Consider the following 22,002-nt stretch of genomic DNA (forward strand, 5'->3'; position numbering starts at 1 on the left):
TCACCGGTGCGACGCCGGCTGATCAAATTCCGAAATCTTGCTGAATTGCCGGTATCAACCAGCCGGCCTGCTGCGGGATGCTCCCAGCCTGCGGAGCCTGACCCCGCACCAACCGAGGAGCGGCAAAAAGGCAAGGCCGAGCGCGAGACCGCTGTTGCGCGGCTGAACCACCACGATGTCGCGGGTGAAAGCAGATGCAGAGCTAGTCTGTGTTGAGACCTGACCGGAGATAACGTCTCTGTCGGAGGGGACTGTCACGGCAAAGGCGGTCAAATCCTCCTTCTCGCCCGACTTGACGGAACGGACCCGATAACCGAACCCGGACCCCGTCGCCTGTTCGACCTTGAACCGCGCAAGCGACGCCTGAGCCTCGACGTCACCGAAGCGCACATCGACCACGTCAATGTCTGCGGGTTTGCGCCGAACCACGATGTCGCGGCCCTGCACGACATCCGTCTGCGGCGAGACGACGGACAGGTAGTCCGGCTCCTGAAACCGATCTGCCGCCGCAAGCGTCAGGTAAAAGGTCGAGCCCGGCCTGACGAATATGCGCTCGCCAGGATGATCGCTCTGAATCGGGCGCGTCCAGCGCTCCTCCGGGACGACGTCTGCAACCACTACACTCCGGCCGTTCATGTCGATGACATTGAGCGTCCGTGCGGTCCCCTCGATCGGCCTTTCCTTCGTATATAACGCCATGTCATAGCGCCCAGCGGGGACAGCGAGCCGATAGGCCCGGACAGGCGCCGTCACAAGCTTGAGGCTCGGCGTCGGCAAGGCTTCGGGAGGCGAGATGACTTCAGCGGGTGCGCCCTTCATCCGCGCAGTGCCGGCCTCGACGAGCCTCTTTTCGTAAGCGGTCTGGCGGGCCAGAGCCCCGGAATAGCGACGATTGAACGATCGCTCATCATCTTGATAGGTCCTGTAAGCAGCCAAGGCGGCATCGCCCCACAACAATTCCCCGTGGCCGTTAACGGCGCCCTGCGGATAGAGAATCACATAGGGTGACAGGTGGATGGCCGCGATATCCTTGCCGTCCTTGCTGATCTTCAGGATGCCATCGAGATCCTGACGTTTCGCTTCGAAATCGACATAGACCTGCCGTGAGAGCGGCCAGTAGTACTCCTTGGTGCCGACAAAGGAGAGCGCACTGTCTTCACCGGCGATCAGGTGGAGCGCAGACGACCGCGAGGGCAGGAACATTTCCTGGAAGGCGAAGCCATCCCAGACACGTCCGGTTACAACAATGGCATCCCGGCGCTCGGGCTCGATAGCCCCGGCGCTGCCAGCCGTCATCGCGGCAAGGAAAAGGGCAAGAAGAACGGACCTCATGCGCTGGCTCCCTTCAGGTGTGCTGTGAACCAGGCAGCAACCAGCAGGATTATCGTCAGCCCAAACGAGGATGCGATCTGCGCAAGACCCGGTGTCGTGTGTTCGAAGGCGCTTTGAACAAGCAGGCCAACGCCGGCAACGGGAGAAAGCACATGAACAAGTGGTGCGGTACTTTCAAGCCCGGCGCGCAGATAGAGCGCAAACAGGCTCATTTCATCGGCGGTCATACCGCGCAACAGGCCGAGCATGGCTTCATAAACGGCCATCACCGATACCAGCGACAGATAGGCGACGACCGCGCCACGCACGGAACCGGCCCAGGCGGACACCAGAAGCCCCAGCCCCATCACCGGGAGGACGAAAATGACGGATCCTGCAAGCGAGACGAATGCCGGGAGGTGGATCACGCCGGCACCGAGTGGCTGGGCGAGCAGCAGATAGCTGCAATAGAGCGTTATCAGTCCGACAAGCACGATCACCTCGACCAGATATCTCGAAAGGATGATCGCGGACCAGGAAACCGGCCCAACCAGCAGTACCTCCAGAGTGCCGTGTTCCCGCTCCCAGCTCAGACCTCCGGCCAGGCGCAGACCCAGGACAAGGCCGAGAAAAATGACGACGGCAACGTTCAATCCGGCGAGGGGATCGGCGGCCACGATGACGGATTCGGTCTGGAAGGTGTTCTGGAAGCCGGAACCGTAGGCATAGGCCATCAATGCGATGATGGTCGCTACCAGCCAGAACCAGATCGCGTGGAATTTCGCCGCCGTCTCCCGCCGGACCAGAAGCACGGTCTGCCGGATGAAACCCGGAGGTTTAAGGTCCAATCCGACAAAGAAGGGGCGAACATATTCCATAGCCGGTTCTCTTACATGACAGTACGGATGAGGCCGCCATCGATCCGCAGAGCGGATCCATTGACGATGCCGGTGCGCGACGAACCGAGAAAGGTGACGAAGTCCGCGACTTCTTCCGGCTTCGACAGGCGCTGGATCAGCGAGGTCGGACGGTTCTCGGCGACGAAACGGCGTTCGGCCTCCGGCGTCGGCACACCGGGATAGAGGCCGGCAATGAGGTCGGCGACACCTTCGGTGCTGCATGGGCCGGGCAGGACGGAATTGACGGTGACATTGGTGCCCTTCGTCGTCTCGGCAAGGTTGCGGGCAAGCGATAGCTGCATCGTCTTCGTCGCGCTATAGGCCGGCATTTCGGGAGCGGGGTTGATGCCGGATTCACTCGCCATGAAGACCACGCGGCCGGCATCCCGCGCCAGCATCTTCGGCAGGTAATGGCGGGCGAGGCGTACACCGCTCATGACATTGACTTCGATCAGCTCATACCAGCGGTCGTCACCGGCCTTGTAGATATCGACCGCCTCGTAGATCCCGAGATTGACGACAAGCACGTCCACGTCGGGACAATTGGCGATCAATTCGTCGCAGCCTTCGCGCGTGCCGGAATTGCCGACGGCGGCTTCCAGTTTGGCCGCCGGCACCTCGGCGCTCAGGCGTGTGATCGCGCGCTCGATCGTCTCGACACTGCGCCCATTGATCACCACGGTCGCGCCTTCGAGGGCCATGGCCCGCGCTATGGCGAAGCCGAGACCGCCGGTCGAGGCGGTGATCAGGCAGCGGCGGTTGTTATAACCCAGGTCCATCGGACATATCCTTTCCTACATCAGCGTGGCGGCCGGTTCATGGCCTGCCACAAATTCCGGCCGGGTCAGGCCGAGAAACACATCCTCCAGCGTCGGCATATCGACGTCGACGGAAAGCACCGTCAGTCCGGCCGCCGACAGCAGGCTGGCCGCTTGAGCGCGCGCGGTGCGCGCATCCCCGGGGAAAGCCTTCAGATGGAGCAGTAGATGCTGCGGCCCGACCTGCCGGGCTTCGACGATCTCGGGCATGGCGGAGATCGCCTTCAGCGCGTTATCCATTGCCTCGAAGACCTCGGCCCGCAGGCCGCCATTCGCCCAGCCGCCCGGTGCGATCTCGGACGGCCGGCCCGCGGCGATCACCTCTCCTTCGCGCATGAAGACGACGCTGTCGCAGACGCGCTCCATCTCCGCCAGCTGATGCGAGGAAAACAGAAGCGTGACGCCATCCGACTTCATCTCGCGGAAGATCGCCCGCATATCGGCAACGCCGTTCGGATCGAGGCCGAGCGCGGGTTCGTCCAGCATCAGGAATTCCGGCCTGTGCAGCATGGCGCGTGCCAGACATGCTCTCTGCTGCATGCCGCGCGAGAATGAACCGAGCCTGCGTTCGGCGGCGGAACGCAATCCGACGCGATCGAGGGCCTCGTTCACACGCATCGCCGCATCCGGCACGCCATAAAGATCGGCGAAGAAGCGGAGATAATTCCGCGCGGACATTTCGGGATAGATCCGCGGCCGCTCTTGAAGATAACCGCTGCGCGCCCGGGCAATGGAGAGGTCACTACGGTCACGGCGGCCAAGGAACTCGATCGTCCCTGCATCCGGCTCCAGCAAGCCGATGATCATGCCCATGACTGTCGTCTTGCCTGCACCATTCGGCCCGAGAAAACCGGTGATCTCGCCACGCGCGACCGAAAAGCTTGCATGCCGCACAGCCTGTTTCGTGCCGAAAGCCTTGACGAGGCCATTAACGACAAGAGCATGGGTTGCCATCGCGATTTCCCTCTCAGTAGACCACCGGCATCATGTAGAGCCGTGCGAGATTGATCACGATCATCGTGACACCGGCAGCGAGCAGGAACTCCATCGGCCAGGCGAGCAGCTTGATGCGATCGTTCCAGAGCTTGAACGCCACGATGACCACGACAGCGATCAGTGACGCGGGCCAGTGTGAGACGTTGCCGGTCATGACCGTGCAGGAGCCGAGAAGCAGTGCCAGGATCAGGAAAAGAACAAATTTTCCCTGCATTTTACATCTCCTCGTTTTCGGACCGGCTGGCGGCAGCCTGCGCGATCGTGCGGCCGGACCCCGGCTCGAACAGATAGATCCAATTCGGATCGAACCCGGCGTAGAGGCGGCTGCCCTCCCCCTTCGCCAGATGGGCGGTTTCGGTTGTCGAACTGCGCGTCGTGATGGTTACGCCGCCGCATTTCAGGACGTAGAGGTTCTCAGCGCCGGTCGGTTCGAAGGAATAGAGTTCGGCAGCGACGCCGTGGCCACCTTCCGCCCTGTCGCTGACCGAGATATGCTCCGGCCGAACGCCGAGCCGGACACCTTGGCCGACCAGATTCTCCACACCGTTCTCCTGCATCCATCTCGCATCAAGCGGGATGACGAAGTCCTCCGTCATGGCGGCGATCTTTCCTTGGATACGCGTGATGCGAACATCGAAGACATTCATCTGCGGTTCGCCGACGAAGGTCGCGACAAACTCGGTCGCCGGCCGCTCGAAGATTTCGCGCGGGGTGGCGAATTGCAGCATCTCGCCGTCCTTCATGACGATGATGCGGTCTGCCATCGTCATGGCTTCGAGCTGATCGTGCGTCACGAAAATCGTGGTGACGCCGACACTCTTCTGGATATGGCGAAGCTCTGCGCGCATCTGGCCGCGCAGTTGCGCGTCGAGATGGGACATCGGCTCATCCATGAGGAAGACATCGGCATCGCGCACCAGCATGCGGGCGATCGCCACGCGCTGCAGCTGTCCTGCCGAAAGCTGGTCCGGCTTGCGCTGCAAGACCTCGGTGATCTGCATGGTACGGGCAACGGCACTCACCTTGCGGGCGATCTCGGCCCGCTGCAGGCGGCGCACTTCCAGCGGATAGGCGATATTGCCGAACACCGTCAGGTGGCGATAGAGGCCGTAATCCTGAAAGACCATGCCGACATTGCGGTGGCGTGGGCGCAGGAATGTGACATTGCGGCCGCCGATCGCGATCCGCCCGCTACTCGGCATTTCAAGGCCGGCGATCATGCGCAGCGTCGTGGTCTTCCCACAGCCGGACGGGCCGAGAAGGAAGACGAACTCGCCATTATTGACGGTGATATTCACATCGTTGACGGCCTGGAAAGCACCAAACTGCTTCATGAGGCTGTTGATCTCGAGTTCAGCCATGGTGGCGCTCCAATGTCTTGCCTGCGCTGATGGGGAGAGGGATCATTTGCGCACAACCCCTTGGGAAAGGCCGCTGATCAGCTGACGCTGCAGCAACAGGACAAAGAGGATGAGCGGAGCGGTGATGAGGACCACGGCAGCGCCCAGCACGTTCCACTTGATATCGGCGCCAATGGAATAGGCCATGATGGCCGGCGGCATGGTCTTCGCCTGGTTGCTGGTCAGGAAGGTGGCAAAGGCGAACTCGTTCCACGACAGGATCATCACGAAGATCGCGGTTGCCGTGATCGACGGTGCCATGATCGGCAAAGTGACCTTTCGAAAGGCGGCAAACCAGGTGTCGCCATCTACCATGGCGGATTCCTCGTAGCGGCGGGGAATGTCACGGAAGTAGCCGGTCAGCATCCAGACAACGAAGGGAAGCTGCATGGCGGTATAGAGTATGATCAACCCCAGCAGAGTATCGAGCAAGCCGGCAGTCTGGAATGTCACGAAGATCGGGATGAGTACGGCGACCGGCGGCATCATGCGGTTGGTGAGCACCCAGAAGGAAACGTCGTCTCGTCCCGGAAAATCATAGCGTGCCAGCGCATAGGCGCAGAACATGCCGATCGTCACGGAGAAGAAGGTGGAAGCGAGCGACACGACGACGCTGTTGAAGAAGTTCTTCATGATCCCCTTCTCGAAGATCAGGTAATCGAAGGCTTCCAGAGACGGCGAGAAGAACCAGATAGGCGTGGCGGACGAGGAGGTCGCGCCATCCATGAAGCCGGCCATCACGACCCGCAGATAAGGCAGGAAATTGACGACGCAAACGAGAATGAGGACGACATAGACCCACCAGTTGCGTTGCGCCGGCGGTGCACTGGGCGATTCCGGCATGGAACTGAGCTTCTTCATGGCAATCTCCTATTCGGCCACTTCGGTCTTGGACCGGAAGACGCGGATGAACACGAAGCTCATCACGATGATGATCATCATCATGATCAACGAGAGCGCTGCGGCCTTCGACGCATCGAAGAACTCGAGGCCCGTCTTGGTGAGAAACACGTTGAGTGTGGTGGTGGCATTACCCGGCCCGCCACGGGTCATGATGACGATCAGTTCGTAGGTGCGGAAGGCATCCATGGTGCGAATGATCACGGCAATCAGGATCGCCGGACGCAGCAGCGGCATGGTGATCGTCCAGAACACACGCCAGGATCCCGCACCGTCGATTTCCGCTGCCTCATAGGGCTGACGCGGGATGGAGGCGAGGCCGGCCGACAGCATCAGGAACATGAAGGGCGTCCATTCCCAGACATCGACGAAGACGAGCGTCTGAAAGGCGATGACCGGATCGGAGAGGAACGGGATTTCACCGAGGCCCAGAGCCCGCGTCACGGCACCGACATAGTAGGTCATGAGACCGGCGCCGGGATAGAACATGTAGCGCCAGACCAGCGCAGTGACGAGCGGCGGCAGGATCATCGGAATGAGGATGAAGAGGCGCATGAAGGCGACGCCCTGCAGTTGCCGCTGGAAGAGCAGCGCCAGGCCGAGGCCGAGCCAGAATTCGATGAAAACCGCCTGCACGGTGAAGAGCAGCGTCTTGCGCAGCGCATGCCAGAATTCCGGATCCTGCACGACGGCCTGATACTGATAGAGCCCGACGAAATGCTGCGGAATGTAAGGCTTCGACAGGATGACGTTGTGGCCTGCGATATAGAGCGAGTAGAGGAACGGATAGATACCGATCGCGAACAGAATGATCAGCGTCGGCGCCATCAGCACCCAAGGGAAGATCGTCCGGTTCGAGGGGCCGAAACGGGATAGGAAGCCCCGCTGCCCGAAGGTCAGCGCATGGGCTGTGGTGGTATGTTCCGAGATCGACATGTCTCAGTCCCTTTGCATTGATAGTGAGAAAAGTTGGCGCTTCGGTAAAGACCGCGCCGGGTTGTCCGTCCGGGTGTCAGACACGCCCGGACGGACCCGATGATCAGTTCCAGCTAGACGGCAGACGGTCGTAGTAGGTCAGGTCACGCCACTGCTGCTTCGGCAGGTCGTCACGGCCCGGAATGTAATAGCCGCCCTTGCGCATGGCTTCGGTCATGCGCTTTTCCATGTTGGCGGCGGCCGTCTTGCTGTCGATCTCGCCGATCCAGACCCGGTTGCCTTCCTCGCCCATGATGTCGGAGATTTCAGCCCATTCCGGCACGCGAATTCGCTCGTCCGGATTGGTTTCCTTCAGCATGAATTCATAGACGCCAGGCCACCAGGGCTGATACTTCGCCAGCGTCTCGCTCTTGTATGTCGAGTGCCGCGAGGGACCTGCACCGTACTGTGTCGCGCGAGCCTGGATGTCCTTGGATGTGAGCCACTGGATGAAGGTCCAGGTTGCTTCCTTGTTCTTGGAGTCCTTGGACAGACCAAGCGACCAGGCCCCGAACCAGGGATCGATCACGCCGTTCGGACCAACCGGCGTATGCAGGTGGACATTCTTGCCGGCGACTTTCGCCTGCGTTTCCGGGTCTTCGAAGAAGCCCTTGACGAAGTCCTGGTAGTTCCAGGTTCCGAAGGCGTTGCCCGCCTGATACACGGCCGTCGCCTCGCCGATGCCCCAGTTGGCGCTGTCGGAGGGCATGAACTGCTTGAAGCTGGTGAAGTAATCGATCGAAGCGACAGTCCGCTCGTTATTGATCGAGATCTTCCAGTCCTTGTCGACATATTCGTCGCCCTTGGTCTCCGGCGTCTGGAAGGCATAAAGATAGGGGAGATAGGTCACACCCCAGAACCAGCGGCCCGGAATATTGGCGAACCCGATCATGTTACTCTCGGGATTGTTCACCTTCTTGGCGGCATCGAACATGTACTGCGTGGTGAAGTCCGGCGAGAAGCGTTCCGGCAGCTTGAAGCCTGCCTTTTCCGCGACATCGGCCCGGAAGGTCGTGCCGACGGGGCCGGCGCCGATCGGGATCGTGAACAGCGTATCGTTGAAGACGCCCGTGCCGCTGATGACACGCGGCAGGAAGTCATCGATGTCGTAGTCAGCGTCGGTCAGGTCCGTATTCTTCACATAGGGCATCAGCGGCTCAAGGAAGCCGGCGGCGGCATATTCGGCGAGCCACATCACGTCCACGGCGAAGAAGTCATAGGTGCCGGTGCCCTGCTGCATTTCGACCAGCGATTTCTGCCGGTAGTTTTCGAACGGTACTTCGTCGACGACAACCTTGATGCCGTATTTCTGCTCGAATTCCGGCAGGAACTTTCCGAGCGCGGCAAACTGCGGCATGGATGGCGCAAGGAAATGGATGGTGGTGCCGGAAAGCGCTTTCTGCGCTTCGGTCTGGGCCTGCACAGGCAGCGCCAGCGTCCAGAGCGCAAGGCCGGCCGCCAGTGCGGCCGTGGTTTTCATGACGTTCATTATCTCCTCCTCAGGTTTGGTGATGCATGCGTACCCTTCGCCACGCCTTGTCAGGCGTGGAGTCTTGCTTTCCCCCTTGTCGTGAAACGTGCCTGGCGCACGATGCGGCCCCGGTCGGCATCGAACAGATAGATGAAATCCGGATCGATCCGGAAAGAGATTGGCGCGCCGATCGTGTGGGGATATTTGAGCGCTGCGTCGATCGTCGACATCGCGCGGATCACGGTGCCCTCAACGTCGATATCGAAGACAACGCGTGACCCGAGCGTTTCGACAGCAAAGATCGTGCCGTTGACCCGGCAGGCATGCGTGCTGTCCGCCGGGCACAGGGAAAGATGTTGCGGCCGCAGGCCCAGCAGATACTTGTCGCCCGGCCGGAGCGCCTCACCATCCTGCATCCAGTCCTTGTCGACCTCGATATACGCCTCACCGATACGCAGGAACCTGCAGCCGTTCGATTCCGAAATCACCGCCTGCATGACATTCATGGGCGGTTCGCCGATGAAGGTGGCTGCAAATAGCGTTGCCGGCCGATCGAACAGTTCCTGCGGCGCGGCGATCTGCTCGATCTTCCCCTTGTTGATCAGTACGATCCGGTCCGCCATGGTCATGGCTTCCAGCTGATCGTGGGAGACGTAGAGCATCGTCGCGCGGAAATCGCGCTGCAACCGCTTGAACTCGACGCGCATACGCGCCCTCAACTGGGCATCGAGATGCGAGATCGGTTCATCCAGCAGGAATACATCCGCGTCGCGCACCAGCGCCCGGCCGATGGCCACACGTTGCTGCTGACCACCCGACAGCTGATTTGGACGGCGCTCCAGCAGCTTCTCGATCTGCAAGGTTTCCGCGACGCCGGAGATATGGCGGCGGATATCCGCATCGGACATTTTCCGGATGCGCAGCGGATAGGCAAGGTTTTCATATATCGTGAGATGCGGAAACAGCGAATGCTTGTCGTAGACCATGGCGAGGTTGCGCTCGCGTGGCGTCCAGCGGGTTACGTCGCGGCCGCCGATCATGATGCGCCCGGCGGTCGCGTCCTCCAGCCCGGCGACGAGACGAAGCGTCGTGGTCTTGCCTGCCCCCGACGGGCCGAGCAGGAACACCGCCTCGCGGTCCGCGACATCGAGCGAGACGCCGTTCAGTGCGGTGAACCCACCCTTGAAAGCTTTCGCCAGGTTTTCGATCTGAAGGTCAGCCATGGTCTTTTCCGGTTTAAGAAATCAAAGAATTGCGCGGATGGTGCCGCCTTCGGCGCGCATCGCCATGCCATTCAGGGCAGGAGACGCGGCAAGATGAACAACGCTTGCCGCCACCTCCGCCGGAGCGATCATCCGGCGGATGAGCGAGGTTGGCTCCGTCTCATCGAAATAGTCGGAGACGACCTGTTCGCGCGTGATACCTTTTTCGCGGGCGATTTCCTCGTGATAGCGGCGCACGGCCGTCGTATCGGTCGGCCCCGGCAGGATGGTGTTGACCCGAACCTGTGTGCCACGCGTCAGCTCCGACAGCGCCCGCGATACGCCGAGCAGACAGGCTTTCATGGCGCCATAATGCGGCATCCAGGCCTGCGGCTTCACCGCGCTTTCGCTGCTGATGAAAACGATCGAGCCTTCGCCCCGCTCCAGCATGCTCTTCAGGATGAGGCGCGACATCCGCACACCGGTCATTACATTGACGTCGAAGAAGCGGAACCAGTCTTCATCCCGCGTCTCGAAGAACGGACGGACTTCGAAAATCCCCACGGAATTGATCAGGAAGTCCACGGGCGCGGCGTCAGCAGCGAAATCGGCGAGCCGCTTGTCCTCGCCCGCAACCGTGAGATCGCAGGCCATGCCTTGGGCGCCCTTGCCGAGCTGCATTACAGCGGTATTGACCTCTGCCTCGGAAAGGCCACTGACGGTAGCGCGCGCACCTTCGCCGACAAACGCCTCCGCAACCGCCAGGCCGATGCCCGTCGCCCCTCCCGTTACAAGCACGTGCTTGCCATTCAGCCCATAATCCATTGCCTAAACCTCCCTGGCATACGGAGCGATCCGCTCCGGCGCACCGCCCCTCCAGGCGGTTTGCGCGTTCCTCTCCTGTCGGCCTGACGGCCACTAGCCTCTCGACCAAGGAACTTGCCCTGCCCGATAGAACTAATTTCTTTTTATAAATTTTGCAAGAAAAAAAATTTTACACGATCAAGCGGCTGTTTGCCGCCAACGCTTATGCGTCTGGTCACTTCCACCAGCGAAATGCTGCAGAGCGAAATCAATGAAGGCTGCCGTACGTGCGGGAAGCCTTCGCCGTGTGTCGCTGATCAGACTGACACGGGCCGCTGCCGGCTCGAAGGGCGCAAGTATCGGCACCAGCCTCCCGGAACGAAGCTCTGATTCAATGTCCGCGCGCGCAGTACGCAAGACGCCAAGCCCCTGCAGAGCAAGGGTTTTCAGGGTCTCAGGATCGCTTGCCCGGAACCGCCCGCCAACGGCAATATTTCGCTGTGCGCCCGCCTCGAATGTCCAGACATCACCGCCGATCATCGAGCCTTCAAGACGCAGACAGTCATGATCTTCCAGCGCTTCCGGCGATGCCGGGATGCCGCGCTCCGCCAGATAACCGGGAGCGGCGGCCGTTACGGTTTCCATCGCGAACAGCTTTCGGATCGTCAGGCCCGAGTCCTTTACGGGACCGGCGCGAAGGGCGGCATCGAAATGAATTTCATTGAGGCTGCCGGTCGGATCATAACGCAGCGAGAATTTGACATGCGGATGGGCGCGGGCAAAGGCATGGACGAGTGACAGCACATGACCACGTCCGATATCGGTAGCGCAGGAAAGCACCAGCCCGCCCTCGACAGCATGTCGCCGGCCGCCCATTTCGCGCTCGAGATCCGCAAAGCCGGAGAGCACCGGCTCCGCATGCTCCAGTAACAGCCTGCCCTCGTCCGTCAGAAGAAGCGAGCGCGTCGTGCGCCGCACCAGCGCCATGCCATAGTGGTCTTCCAGCGCCTTCAAGCGTCCACTGATCGTCGCCGGCGCCATGCCGAGGCGATTGGCAGCACTCGCCATGCTCTGTGAGCGGGCTATTTCCGAAAACATCCTGAGATCGGCCAAACAGTTCATCCGCAGTCCTCCGTTCGGGCAGGCTTGCCCGGCAGTTTCGGTCTCCCAGGCGCCGCTTCCGGGGCGCCCTCCTTCTGAAAAAACCGGAACCGTCATCAAGCAGTAACACCGCCCCACGGAATCCCTCTGCGAATATTAATCATTTCAGTATGGAAAATACGTCACAAATCAAAATTGCTATGGCGCGAGGTGCTTGATCAGATAGTCGATGAAGACACGAATACGTGGTGCCAGCGGCGATTGGTCGGCATAAATGATGGAGACAGGCTCACGATCACCGGGGTTGAATGTTTCGAGCACGGAGACAAGCCGCCCAGCCTTCAGATCATGCCCGATATGGAAATCCGAAAGGCGCGCGAGGCCAACTCCATCAAGGGCGAATCGGCGAAGGCTTTCGCCATTGTCAAGGCTGAGATTGCCCTTCACAGCCAGATCGAGCTGGGTGACGACGCCATCCTGATCGACCCGGAACGGCCATTTTCCATAGCTGCGGCTGAAACCGAGCGTCAGGCAATTGTGCTCCAGGAGATCGCGCGGCTCGATCGGCAAGCCATGCCGCTCGATATAGGCCGGCGACGCCACGACATGGCGCGGCGACGACGCGAGACGGCGAAAGCGGATCGTTGAATCGGTTAGCACTCCGGTACGAATGGCCACATCCACACCCTCTCGGATGAGGTCCGCGGTCGTATCCGACAGGGAAAATTCCAGTGCAATATCGGGAAAGGTTTCGAGAAAACCGGCAACCAGCGGCGCGACACGATGAATGCCGAAAGGCACATTGCAGCTGACCCGAAGCGTACCGCCGATCTGGCCGGCGCTTTCGCGTACACCCCGCTCCAGGCTGGATATGTCCTGAAGGATCTGCTTGCCGCGGGCAAAATAGTCCTCCCCCTCGACAGTCAGACGCAGTTTTCGCGTCGAGCGGATGGCAAGCGGCAGGCCAAGGCGCGCCTCGATGCGGGCAACAATCTTGCTGATGGCCGAGGGAGACAGGCGAAGGGCATCCGCAGCTGCAGTGAAGCTGCCGGTCTCGACAACCTTGACAAAAACCTCGATTTCGGAAATGCGGCCGGACATAACTGCCTCATTCATGACACGTGATCACTTCACTTATGACAGAGTGCTGCTTACTGCGGCAAGCCGGAAATGGCAGTGGTCTCCTTCGACCCCAATGGAGGAGACTGAAACATGTATCAGAAACGGGCACTCGTGGCCGGTGCGACCGGTATTGTCGGGCTCAACGTGGCCGAACACCTGCGCGATCTCGGCGGCTGGGAGATAACGGGGCTATCGCGCCGCCCCCCCATCAGCGCATCCTATATGCAGACTCATGCCGTCGATCTGCTGGATCGCGAAGCAGCACTGAAAACGCTGGCGACGCTTCGCCCCACCCATGTCTACTTCTGCACATGGACGCTCGGGAAAAACGAGGACGAAAACATCCGGCTCAACGGAGGCATGCTGCGGACTCTCCTCGATGGCGTTGCAGCCGCCGGCACGGTGGAGCATGTCGCCGTTGTCACCGGCACCAAGCATTATCTCGGGCCGTTCGAGGACTATGGCAAGGTAACGCCGGTCACACCCTTCCGCGAGGACGCACCGCGCCTGACGAAGAAGAATTTCTATTACGAACTCGAGGACGTTGCCATGGACTATGCCGCCCGCCACGGCTACGGCTGGTCGGTACACCGCTCGCATACGATCATTGGCTATGCCGTCGGCAATCTGATGAATATCGGCGCCACACTCGCAACCTTCGCCTCCATCTGCAAGGCGACCGGCCGCCCCTTCACGTTCCCCGGCACCCCCACGGCCTATCACGGCATCAATGACATCACCGATGCGCGATTGCTTGCCAAGCATATCGTCTGGGCCTCGACGGAGCCGAATGCCCGCAACGAAGCCTTTAACGCCACCAACGGCGACGTCTTCCGCTGGGAGCAATTGTGGAAGCACATCGCCGATTATTTCGGTATCGAGGTGGGCGCCTATCCCGGCCAGTACAATTCACTGACGGATCGAATGCAGGACCTCGATCCGGACTGGCAGGCATTGGTGCGACAGCATGGCCTCCAGCCGCACGCCCTCGACCGTCTCGCTTCCCCTTGGCATACGGATCTCGACCTCGGCCGCCCGATGGAATGCCTGCACTCCATGGCCAAGAGCCGGGCGCTCGGCTTCGGAGAAATTCAGGACACGGAAAAGTCTTTCATCGACGTCTTCGACCGGCTGCGCGCGGAGCGCATCATTCCCTGACGTCGCCAGAGGTCCACCCACTCACGAAAAGAGCACATCGGCCTTGCCGATGCGCTCTTTCTTTATGCGTCGATAAAAGTCCCGCCGTCAGGCGGCGGGATAGGGATGGGCGTTAAGCAGTCTGGCGAGGCGCGACAACGCCCGCGCTCCGGCATTCACCTGATCACATTCGACAGCGCTGACCCCAGGCACCTCCATCAGGAAGGTGCGGACAGGACCGACAAAGGTCATGGCGAGGTTTGGGCAGGCGCGGCAAGCGCCGGTCAGCGCAACGCTGACCACGCCATCGCCCCTCACATCAGTAATGGCGATATCACCCCCATGTCCGAGGATGAGAGGCCGCACACGGCCGAGGGCCGCGTCAAGGAGGACACGATCGATCATGCCACCAGTCCCAGTTCACGCTTCTTCGCCTCGATGTCGATGCCCATGCCACGCGCAAACGCCTTGCCGAGGATATTTTCCTTCATCTCCCGGGTGATTTCCGGATAGCCATAACGCTCCTGCAGTTCCTCGGGCATTTCGAGATTGGCGAGCGTATCGATATAGGTCTGGACATGCGGCCAGATGAAGGCTTCCGAGCCATAGCAGATGCGATCGGAGCCGACATAAAGCAGCGCTTCGCCTAGCCGCTGCAGCATTTTCCAAGGCTGGAGATAATACTGGTTAAACCAGAGCGGCAGGATCAGATAAATGTTTTCAAACCGACTCGCGATGGAGATCGTTTCATCGACATAGGGATCGCCGAGGTGGTGGATGCCGAAATTCAGTTCCGGAAAATCGGCGGCGGCATACTGGATATCGTTCGGCTTGAAGGCCTCGACCGGCCCGAGTTCCAACGGAAAGCCCTTGTGGAACTGAACCATCTTCACGCCGAGCTCGATAGCCTTTTCCCAGAGAGGATAGGCAATGTCACGGTCGTCGGCGCGCCAGGAACACCCGCGAGACTGATACTGGTAGAACTTGAAGCTGACGGCGCCAAGCTCATGCACTTGCCGCTCCATCTCCTTCAGGGCCGGACCGAGACCATGATAGGCAGGGTCGACCCCACCGGTCAGCACGATGCGCTTGGGATCTTTCTTGGCGAGGGCATGGCTGAGTTCCACGGGACCGAGACCCGCCCGCCAATGCGAAAACAGTGGCACGGAGCAGGCGCAGGCCATGTCCGTATCGGCCTTGCCGAACAACATATCCACCCCCCAGTCGAGGTCAGGATTGGAAAACGTTTCTGTTTCCGGCGGCGGCCCGCGCCGGCCGGTCAAATTGATGAAACCGGTCAGCTGTTCACGCAGGATGCGCACGCGCCGGCCGTCACTGCCGTCCTTGATCTGGCCATTACTGAAGTCCTGGCAATGCACCGCCGCGTCAAAGACAAACATTCCGTCTTTCATTCGCTTTCTCCCATCGATCCAAAGGCGCAGATGCGCCGTGGCGGCCCCGAAAAGGCCATTTGGGTCAATAGCATGTACACGAATGCAGCAGTCTTCGAGTTATCCGAAGACTGTCTTCATGACAGCGAGCGCAAGACCGCCTTGGCTCAACCGAGCTGGAAGAGATCGACGAAAACCTGATAAAGCGCCGGGCCGCTGGCAAGCACAATCCCGCCCTTGGGAAGCGCCGTTCCGGGTTGAGGATAGGCTAGAAAACGGCCACCGGCCGCCTTGATGAGAGCGAGACCCGCAACGGCATCCCAAGACCACATATGGCGCTCGAAATAGCCATCCACCCGACCGGCAGCCACGTAGGCAAGCATCAAAGCACCGGCGCCGACCTGCCGGAAGCTGCCGCCGGCCGAGAAGAGCCGCTCCGCATCGACCGCAAAAGCGGCCGGCGCAATACGGTGATTGTGGCCGAGACCGAGGCTCGTCTTGTCGATACTGCCGGTAGTGCTGACCGAGATTGGCATACCGTTGACGGTTGGCACGATCCCGTCCGCACCGGCAAAAAGTTCGTCGCGGAGCGGATCATAGATGACGCCGAGGATCGGCTCTCCCTTTGACCACAGACCGACCGAAACACACCAGTTGTGCGCACCCTTCAGAAAATTCGATGTGCCATCGAGAGGATCGACGCACCAGACAAGGTCTGCTTTCCGTGCACCGGAGACACCGGTTTCCTCGCCGAGAAATCCGTCCTCCGGAAAGGCAGGACGAAGAATGGCGGCGATCGCGTCTTCCGCTTCGCGATCGGCAATGGACACGAAGTCGTTCAGCCCCTTCTGCTCAATGACCAGTTGGCTGCGGCGGTCGTAATGGGACAGCAACAGGCGCCCGGCTTCACGGGTGGCATGTTCGGCGGCAGCAAGGCGGGCTTCCAGCCCTGCGACGGAGGGAGGCGTATCAGGCATAAAAAATCCTCTAGTAGCGAGTCAGCGCGGTCACGTCGGAGGTCCGCTCCAGGCCTTCGATGGCCCGACCGAAATTGCGCACTGCATAAAGCGAATAGAGCGTGTCGATGACCTGAAGCTGCGCGATCTTAGAGACCATGGATTCGTGATATTCGCCCGGACCTACGACGCCGGTGATGGTCGGCGTGAAGAGGCAGATATCCGCGTGCCGCACGATTGGCGAATCCGGGAAGGATGTGATCGCCAAGGTCGTTGCGCCTTGCAGCTTCGCCTGCTGCAGGCTGTCCACGGTCGAAATGGTACGGCCGGAATTCGAGACGCCGATCGCCAGCGATTTCGGCCCCAGCGTGGAGGTGGAAATCTGACGGATACCCAGGTCACGGAAGAACAGGCAACGTTTGCCGACCCGCATGAAACGCAGCAGCGCATTTTCCACGCAAAGCAGCGACGCGCCCATGGCGAAGAAACCGAGCACGTCGGCCTCTTCAATCGCCTCGACGGCGCGCTCCAGTTCCGTCTCCGCAAGTCCCGCCCGCGTATCCGAGACCGTCATCGCATAACGGGCCGCGACCTTCGAGAGAACTGATGACGTATTGTCCTGGTCGGTGATGTCCTCATAGACATGACGTTCGGACAATGGCTCGGCAGCGGCAGCTCCCTGAGACAGCTCTTCGGCGATCAGGATCTTGAACTGCTGGAAACTCTGCACGTCGATTTCGCGCACGAAGCGTGTGACCGTCGATTCCGAGACCTCGCACTGCAGGGCGAGATCCTTGATCGAGATGGACTTGATCTCCTCCGGCGCTTTCACCACCCGATCCGCGATACGCCGTAAGGCCGGGTTCATATATCCGGCCTTCCAGCGGATCCGCATCAGGATGGATTGCTTGTTGTCCGCTGCCTTGTCCATCGATCACGACTCCGACTGTTTCGTCGCAATTCTATAACCGCCAAGCCCTCAAAAATGAAATTTCTTTTTTCACCAGACCTTGCATGACGCCTTCGCACTCTCCCGCATGACGCGAAGAACATCATAAGCAGCACGGGCTGCCACAAGGGAATCGTCCCAGGCTTCGCGCCACAGCCGCACCCCACCGACAAGCGCATCACTCAAGACCCGGGTGGAAAAACCTTCAAATGTGAAGTCGCCGAAGTAGCCCGCGGTTTCCAGCGCCCTGAAGTATGCCGACAGATCGAAATGTCCCCCGCCGAGCGCTCCGCGATTGCTGTCGGCGACATGGGCGTAGCCAAGGAGCGAGGCGTTGCGATGGATGGCGGCGGTGATATCCCCCTCCTCGATGTTCATATGGAACGTATCCATATGAATGAAGAGATTGGCGCCACCCGAAGCACGGATCAACATTGCGGCTTCATCGAGCGTATTGACGAGATAGCTCTCATAGCGATTGACCGGCTCCAGTCCGAGCCGCACCCCGAGTTCGCCGGCACGGCGGTCGAGACGGCTGAGGCTTTCAATAACCCTTTTCCGCGCTTCCTGCGTCGCCGGCGCGGAATAGCTGGAAAAGGCGGCATAGGTGATGCCGGAAACGGCCGGCGCGCGGAGTTCCGAAGCGATCTCCAGCGCTCTTGCGACCATTTCCTCGCCACGCCGCGCGATCGCGGTGTCCGTGGACGAAATATCAGCATCGGGGCCGAGCGCCATGCCGAGACGAAGCTCAAGCCCCGCCTCGCGCACCACGCGCCGGGTGAGCGGAATATCGAGCGCCGCCGGATCGAACATCAGCACTTCGATCAGTTCGAATCCGATCTCCGCTGCTGCCCGGCAGCTTTCCGCCGCCCTGTCGCCCGACCAGTCGTCAGTGAAGACAAGACTGTGTATTCCCAATTTTCCGCCCATTTCTTCCTCCCGAAGATCAGCCAAAGATGGAGCGTATCGTCCCGCCATCGGCACGATGGCAGACACCGTTCATGGCCGCGTTGGTCATCAGTTGCACGACGCCGCGCCCGTGCAGGGCCGGATCGATGAGCTTTTGCGTCAGGTTGGACGGCTGTACGTCGCGGTAGAAATCGGCGAGCGCCTGCTCGACCGTCTTGCCCTGCTGCTTGGCGAGATCGGCGAAATAGGTTTCAACCGATTCCGTCGCGGTCGAGCCCGGCATATAGCTGTTGACGCGCACATTCGTGCCGCGCGTCAGCTCCGCCAGCGAACGACTCAGTCCCAGCACCGCCGTCTTGGTGACGGAATACGGCGTCATGTTGCCGATCGAACGGATCGCAGCCTCCGACGAGATGAAGACGATGCTACCATCGTTGCGCGCCAGCATGTCCTTCATCACCAGACGGCTGATCCGGATCGCGGTCATGAGATTGTGCTGGAAATATTCCATCCAGCGCTCGTCACTGACTTCGAAGAAATCATTGACGTCGAAGACACCGATATTGTTGACCAGGAACGAGACTGGGCCGAAGCCGGCGGCAAAGTCCGCAAGTGCCAGAGCGCCTTCCTGCGTCAGGAGATCGGCGACGACACCGTGGGCGCGCGGGCCGATCGATGCTGCTGCCTTGTTGAGCTTGGCCTGATCGCGGCCATTAATGATGACCGTCGCGCCCTCCTCGTGGAAGGTACGGGCGATCGCGTGGCCGATACCCGTCGCGCCGCCCGTCACGATGACGATCTTGTCCTTAAGTCCGAAGTCCATCTCTGCTGCTCCCTTGTCCGTTGCCCGCCTGCGCGGTCCGCGCGAAATGCGCCAGCCGTTCGCAGGCCGTGTTGATCTGATCGAAAACCGCCTCAAAGGCGTCTCGCGATTGCCCCCATGGGTCGATGATTGTCGTTTCCTCGCCCGGCGCCACATAGGCGCCGAGACGGCCGATGCGGGCATGGCCGTTCTCCGGGCGGAGTGCCCGGATGGCCTCCATGTTGTGGTCGTCCATGCCGAGGATCAAGTCGAATTCCTCGAAGTCTGTCTTCCGAATCTGCCGTGCCACCAACGCTTCCAGCGCAACGCCGCGGGCAGCAGCAACTGCCACCGTCTCGGCATGCGGCGGCTTTCCGACATTCCAGTCCATGATCGCAGCGCTATCGATCCTGTGGCCGGGCAGAACAGCGCGAAGAATGCCATCGGCCGTCGGCGATCGGCAGATATTGCCCCGACAGACGATAAGAACCGAAAGGGGCGCCCGCTCTGCGGGGCGAACCCGGAATGCCGTTGAAACCTCCGCCAGTCGGATTTCGGCCCGAGGCTTCATCGCCGCCAATATCCGCGCACCATCTTCCGGGTCGAGCGTATTGAAATCGAAAAGGCCGAAATGGTGACCGATCATGGCCCGGGCGCCGATCTCGTCTGTGAGTTCCACCGCCTCTTCCAACGTGAGATTTCCCGGCACGCCGTTGGCAGCGCGCAGGGCATCGCGGCCGTTGACCGGCAACAGCGCCAGATCGACCCGGAAGGGCATCAGCCATTCCGCAAGGCCCGGAAAGGGGATCGTGTCGCCCGAATGCCAGAGCGTTACCCCACCACCGGTCAGCACGTAGCCGAGGAAGACATAGCCATCCGGCGTGCGACGCAGATCCTCGTGTGCGGCCGGCGTCGCCGTCACGACGATACCGCCGAGATCGACACTTTCGCCCGCGTCGATTAGAGTAAGCCGCCCCTCCGGCACGCCCCGCTCCAAGACGCGTGCTTTTTCCGCGCGCGGTGCAAGCACTTTCGCGTTGGGATTTGCCGCCAGCAGGGCCGGAATCGTTGCAGGATCCATGTGGTCGGTATGACCGTGTGTACAGAGCAGCCAATCGACGCCGGTCAAGGCCTCCGGCTCAATTGGAGCCGGCATCATGCGCTGATGCGGAAACAGCGTTCCCTGGTATTTGTCCGCAAGCGAGTCCGAGAGATAGGCGTCGATGACGATCCTCAGGCCGCCCTGCCGGATCAGAAAGCCGGCCTGACCGAGCCAGGCGAGCGCCGCCCCCTCGCCCGCCGGAAGGCTTTCCACCGACGTCAGCGGCTCGACCTCGATGATGCTCATCGCCGCACCAGGTTTTTCAGCAGATTGTCGACGGCGACAGTCGTTGCCCTATCGACACTTTCCTCGGTGAACCCGCCGGCATGTGGAGTTAGAATCACCCGCTCGTGGCTCAGAAGCGCGGAACTTTCCGGCGGCTCGTGATGGAAGACATCGGTTGCCAGCGTCGTCACGTGCCCGCCCTCCAACGCCGCCAGCATCGCAGCATCGTCGATCAATTCGGCCCGCGCGGTGTTGACGATGATCACGCCTTTCTTCATGCGCGAAAGCATGGCGCTGTCCAGGATCGGCTTTTCCCCAGGCGGGCAGTGAAAGGAAACAGCATCGGCGGCGACAAGTGCATCCTGCAGCGCCGCGAAATGGAACCTCGAAGGAGAAAACAGGCTGTCCGGATAGGGGTCATATCCGATCACCTCCATGCCAAGCCCGAGCGCCATGTTCACGACCTCCCGGCCGATCGCGCCACAGCCGATGACGGCGAGCGTCCGCCCCTTCACTTCTTGGCCGATCCGCCTGCACCACTCTCCCTTGACGAGATGCTGGTGCGACCAGGGGATGTGCCGATACGATGAAAGGAGGAGGCCAACGGCGAGTTCGGCGACACCACGGGCATTGGCGCCCATGGCTCGCTCCACCGTGATGCCACGAGCCTCAGCCTCCCGAAGGTCTATATTGTCGACGCCGGTGCCGTTACGGCTGATGACCCGCAATCCCTTGGCCGCATCGAGCACCCGCGTGCTGATCGGCTCGACGCCGGCAAGCCAGCCGACGCATCCGGGTATCGTACGCAACAGATCCTCCTCCGATGGTGTCTTGCCGGGCGCGGGAAAGACGATCTCGAACCCCTCATCCATCAGGCGCGTGAGAACCGGATGGCCGGAGCCGGAGAGAGAGCGGGGCGTGATGGCGATCCGACCGGGCATCGTTCTATCCGCTCAACCGTTCCAACGGGGATTGTCGATGACGGTCGGCTTGCCGTCACGCTCGACCATCAGCTTGCGGAAACCCTTGCTTTCGATCGTGCCATAGTCATGGCCGGCATTGCCCGGGAAGGCGAAGAAGGTCACCAGCGGCTCGGTCGGATGAACATTGATCGAGCGATGCGCCCAGCGGCCGGGCACATATACCGCCTTGCCGGGCAGGAACTCCAGCCACTGCGTCTCGCCTTCCGGCGTTTCCATCATCATGTAGCCATGGCCGCGCAGGCAATAATAGACTTCGGCCGTGTCGATGACCGTGTGAAAATGCCCCTTGGTCATGTGATATTCGTCACCGACCTTGCCGGGATAGGTGATCGACGTGCCATAGGCGACGTCCTTTTCGCTGTCCGGTACGCCCATGTCGTAGAATTCGTAAAGCAGTGCATCACCCTTCGACAGCTGCGCCTCGAAGGCAGCCTGATCGTGGAACATGCCCTTCATCTTGGACAGCGTGCGGCGAATGGGCTCGCGCGTCGAGCTCAGGCCGTTGTTGAGATTGAATTCGTGAAGGCTTGGGAATATGGCGGTCATTTC

The 22,002-nt window shown here is 60.8% G+C and carries 23 protein-coding genes; 1 reads left to right on the plus strand and 22 read right to left on the minus strand.

Annotated features, from left to right (window positions below):
- Positions 1 to 54 precede the first annotated feature (54 nt).
- The 13 genes from JNB71_RS15240 to JNB71_RS15300 form a co-directional block, all read right to left on the minus strand.
- Positions 55 to 1,332 (minus strand): hypothetical protein, encoded by a 1,278-nt coding sequence (locus tag JNB71_RS15240; RefSeq protein WP_220372641.1) that lies wholly within the window; start codon positions 1,330 to 1,332, stop codon positions 55 to 57.
- On the minus strand, positions 1,329 to 2,189 hold the full coding sequence (locus JNB71_RS15245; protein WP_220372642.1) for an ABC transporter permease subunit: 861 nt from the start codon (positions 2,187 to 2,189) through the stop codon (positions 1,329 to 1,331). The genes JNB71_RS15240 and JNB71_RS15245 overlap by 4 nt, the downstream gene beginning before the upstream one ends.
- A gap of 11 nt (positions 2,190 to 2,200) precedes the next feature.
- Positions 2,201 to 2,989: an SDR family NAD(P)-dependent oxidoreductase gene (locus JNB71_RS15250; protein ID WP_220372643.1), complete on the minus strand. Its 789-nt coding sequence runs from the start codon at positions 2,987 to 2,989 to the stop codon at positions 2,201 to 2,203.
- A 15-nt stretch (positions 2,990 to 3,004) separates the two neighbouring features.
- Positions 3,005 to 3,982, minus strand: coding sequence for an ABC transporter ATP-binding protein (locus tag JNB71_RS15255; protein ID WP_220372644.1), 978 nt, complete (start codon positions 3,980 to 3,982; stop codon positions 3,005 to 3,007).
- Positions 3,983 to 3,995: 13 nt separating this feature from the next.
- Complete coding sequence (locus JNB71_RS15260) at positions 3,996 to 4,238, minus strand: hypothetical protein (protein ID WP_220372645.1); 243 nt, start codon at positions 4,236 to 4,238, stop codon at positions 3,996 to 3,998.
- A gap of 1 nt (position 4,239) precedes the next feature.
- Positions 4,240 to 5,385, minus strand: a complete 1,146-nt coding sequence (locus JNB71_RS15265) for an ABC transporter ATP-binding protein (protein WP_220372646.1) — start codon at positions 5,383 to 5,385, stop codon at positions 4,240 to 4,242.
- A 42-nt stretch (positions 5,386 to 5,427) separates the two neighbouring features.
- Positions 5,428 to 6,285, minus strand: a complete 858-nt coding sequence (locus JNB71_RS15270) for a carbohydrate ABC transporter permease (protein WP_220372647.1) — start codon at positions 6,283 to 6,285, stop codon at positions 5,428 to 5,430.
- Positions 6,286 to 6,294: 9 nt separating this feature from the next.
- Positions 6,295 to 7,260, minus strand: coding sequence for a carbohydrate ABC transporter permease (locus JNB71_RS15275; protein WP_220372648.1), 966 nt, complete (start codon positions 7,258 to 7,260; stop codon positions 6,295 to 6,297).
- Between the two features lie 103 nt (positions 7,261 to 7,363).
- A complete protein-coding gene (locus JNB71_RS15280; RefSeq protein ID WP_220372649.1) occupies positions 7,364 to 8,788 on the minus strand; it encodes an ABC transporter substrate-binding protein in 1,425 nt (474 codons plus the stop codon).
- A gap of 50 nt (positions 8,789 to 8,838) precedes the next feature.
- Positions 8,839 to 9,993 carry an ABC transporter ATP-binding protein gene (locus JNB71_RS15285; protein ID WP_220372650.1) on the minus strand — a complete coding sequence of 385 codons (1,155 nt, stop codon included), beginning with the start codon at positions 9,991 to 9,993 and terminating at the stop codon, positions 8,839 to 8,841.
- Between the two features lie 21 nt (positions 9,994 to 10,014).
- Positions 10,015 to 10,797: an SDR family NAD(P)-dependent oxidoreductase gene (locus tag JNB71_RS15290; RefSeq protein ID WP_220372651.1), complete on the minus strand. Its 783-nt coding sequence runs from the start codon at positions 10,795 to 10,797 to the stop codon at positions 10,015 to 10,017.
- A 177-nt stretch (positions 10,798 to 10,974) separates the two neighbouring features.
- Positions 10,975 to 11,898, minus strand: a complete 924-nt coding sequence (locus JNB71_RS15295; protein WP_220372652.1) for a LysR family transcriptional regulator — start codon at positions 11,896 to 11,898, stop codon at positions 10,975 to 10,977.
- Positions 11,899 to 12,075: 177 nt separating this feature from the next.
- Positions 12,076 to 12,993, minus strand: a complete 918-nt coding sequence (locus tag JNB71_RS15300) for a LysR family transcriptional regulator (RefSeq protein ID WP_223215864.1) — start codon at positions 12,991 to 12,993, stop codon at positions 12,076 to 12,078.
- A gap of 96 nt (positions 12,994 to 13,089) precedes the next feature.
- On the opposite strand from JNB71_RS15300, the gene JNB71_RS15305 reads away from it, so the two are divergent.
- Complete coding sequence (locus JNB71_RS15305) at positions 13,090 to 14,157, plus strand: SDR family oxidoreductase (RefSeq protein WP_220372653.1); 1,068 nt, start codon at positions 13,090 to 13,092, stop codon at positions 14,155 to 14,157.
- An 87-nt stretch (positions 14,158 to 14,244) separates the two neighbouring features.
- Here JNB71_RS15305 and JNB71_RS15310 read toward each other — a convergent pair whose 3' ends face one another.
- The 9 genes from JNB71_RS15310 to JNB71_RS15350 form a co-directional block, all read right to left on the minus strand.
- On the minus strand, positions 14,245 to 14,541 hold the full coding sequence (locus JNB71_RS15310) for a NifU family protein (protein ID WP_220372654.1): 297 nt from the start codon (positions 14,539 to 14,541) through the stop codon (positions 14,245 to 14,247).
- Positions 14,538 to 15,548, minus strand: coding sequence for an amidohydrolase family protein (locus JNB71_RS15315; protein ID WP_220372655.1), 1,011 nt, complete (start codon positions 15,546 to 15,548; stop codon positions 14,538 to 14,540). Before JNB71_RS15315 ends, JNB71_RS15310 begins: the two co-directional genes overlap by 4 nt.
- A 146-nt stretch (positions 15,549 to 15,694) precedes the next feature.
- Positions 15,695 to 16,504 (minus strand): inositol monophosphatase family protein, encoded by an 810-nt coding sequence (locus JNB71_RS15320; RefSeq protein ID WP_220372656.1) that lies wholly within the window; start codon positions 16,502 to 16,504, stop codon positions 15,695 to 15,697.
- A gap of 10 nt (positions 16,505 to 16,514) precedes the next feature.
- A complete protein-coding gene (locus JNB71_RS15325) occupies positions 16,515 to 17,414 on the minus strand; it encodes a MurR/RpiR family transcriptional regulator (RefSeq protein WP_220372657.1) in 900 nt (299 codons plus the stop codon).
- Positions 17,415 to 17,483: 69 nt separating this feature from the next.
- On the minus strand, positions 17,484 to 18,362 hold the full coding sequence (locus JNB71_RS15330) for a sugar phosphate isomerase/epimerase family protein (protein WP_220372658.1): 879 nt from the start codon (positions 18,360 to 18,362) through the stop codon (positions 17,484 to 17,486).
- A gap of 16 nt (positions 18,363 to 18,378) precedes the next feature.
- The gene (locus JNB71_RS15335) at positions 18,379 to 19,164 is read right to left on the minus strand and encodes an SDR family NAD(P)-dependent oxidoreductase (protein ID WP_220372659.1); all 786 of its coding nucleotides are present in this window, start codon (positions 19,162 to 19,164) and stop codon (positions 18,379 to 18,381) included.
- On the minus strand, positions 19,148 to 20,491 hold the full coding sequence (locus JNB71_RS15340) for an MBL fold metallo-hydrolase (protein WP_220372660.1): 1,344 nt from the start codon (positions 20,489 to 20,491) through the stop codon (positions 19,148 to 19,150). The genes JNB71_RS15335 and JNB71_RS15340 overlap by 17 nt, the downstream gene beginning before the upstream one ends.
- Positions 20,488 to 21,411, minus strand: coding sequence for a phosphoglycerate dehydrogenase (locus JNB71_RS15345; protein ID WP_220372661.1), 924 nt, complete (start codon positions 21,409 to 21,411; stop codon positions 20,488 to 20,490). Before JNB71_RS15345 ends, JNB71_RS15340 begins: the two co-directional genes overlap by 4 nt.
- A 12-nt stretch (positions 21,412 to 21,423) precedes the next feature.
- A complete protein-coding gene (locus JNB71_RS15350) occupies positions 21,424 to 21,999 on the minus strand; it encodes a glucose-6-phosphate isomerase (protein WP_220372662.1) in 576 nt (191 codons plus the stop codon).
- Between the last annotated feature and the right edge of the window lie 3 nt (positions 22,000 to 22,002).

It is taken from the genome of Rhizobium herbae, from assembly GCF_019511375.1.
In the GTDB taxonomy this organism is placed as follows: Bacteria; Pseudomonadota; Alphaproteobacteria; order Rhizobiales; family Rhizobiaceae; genus Pararhizobium; species Pararhizobium herbae_A.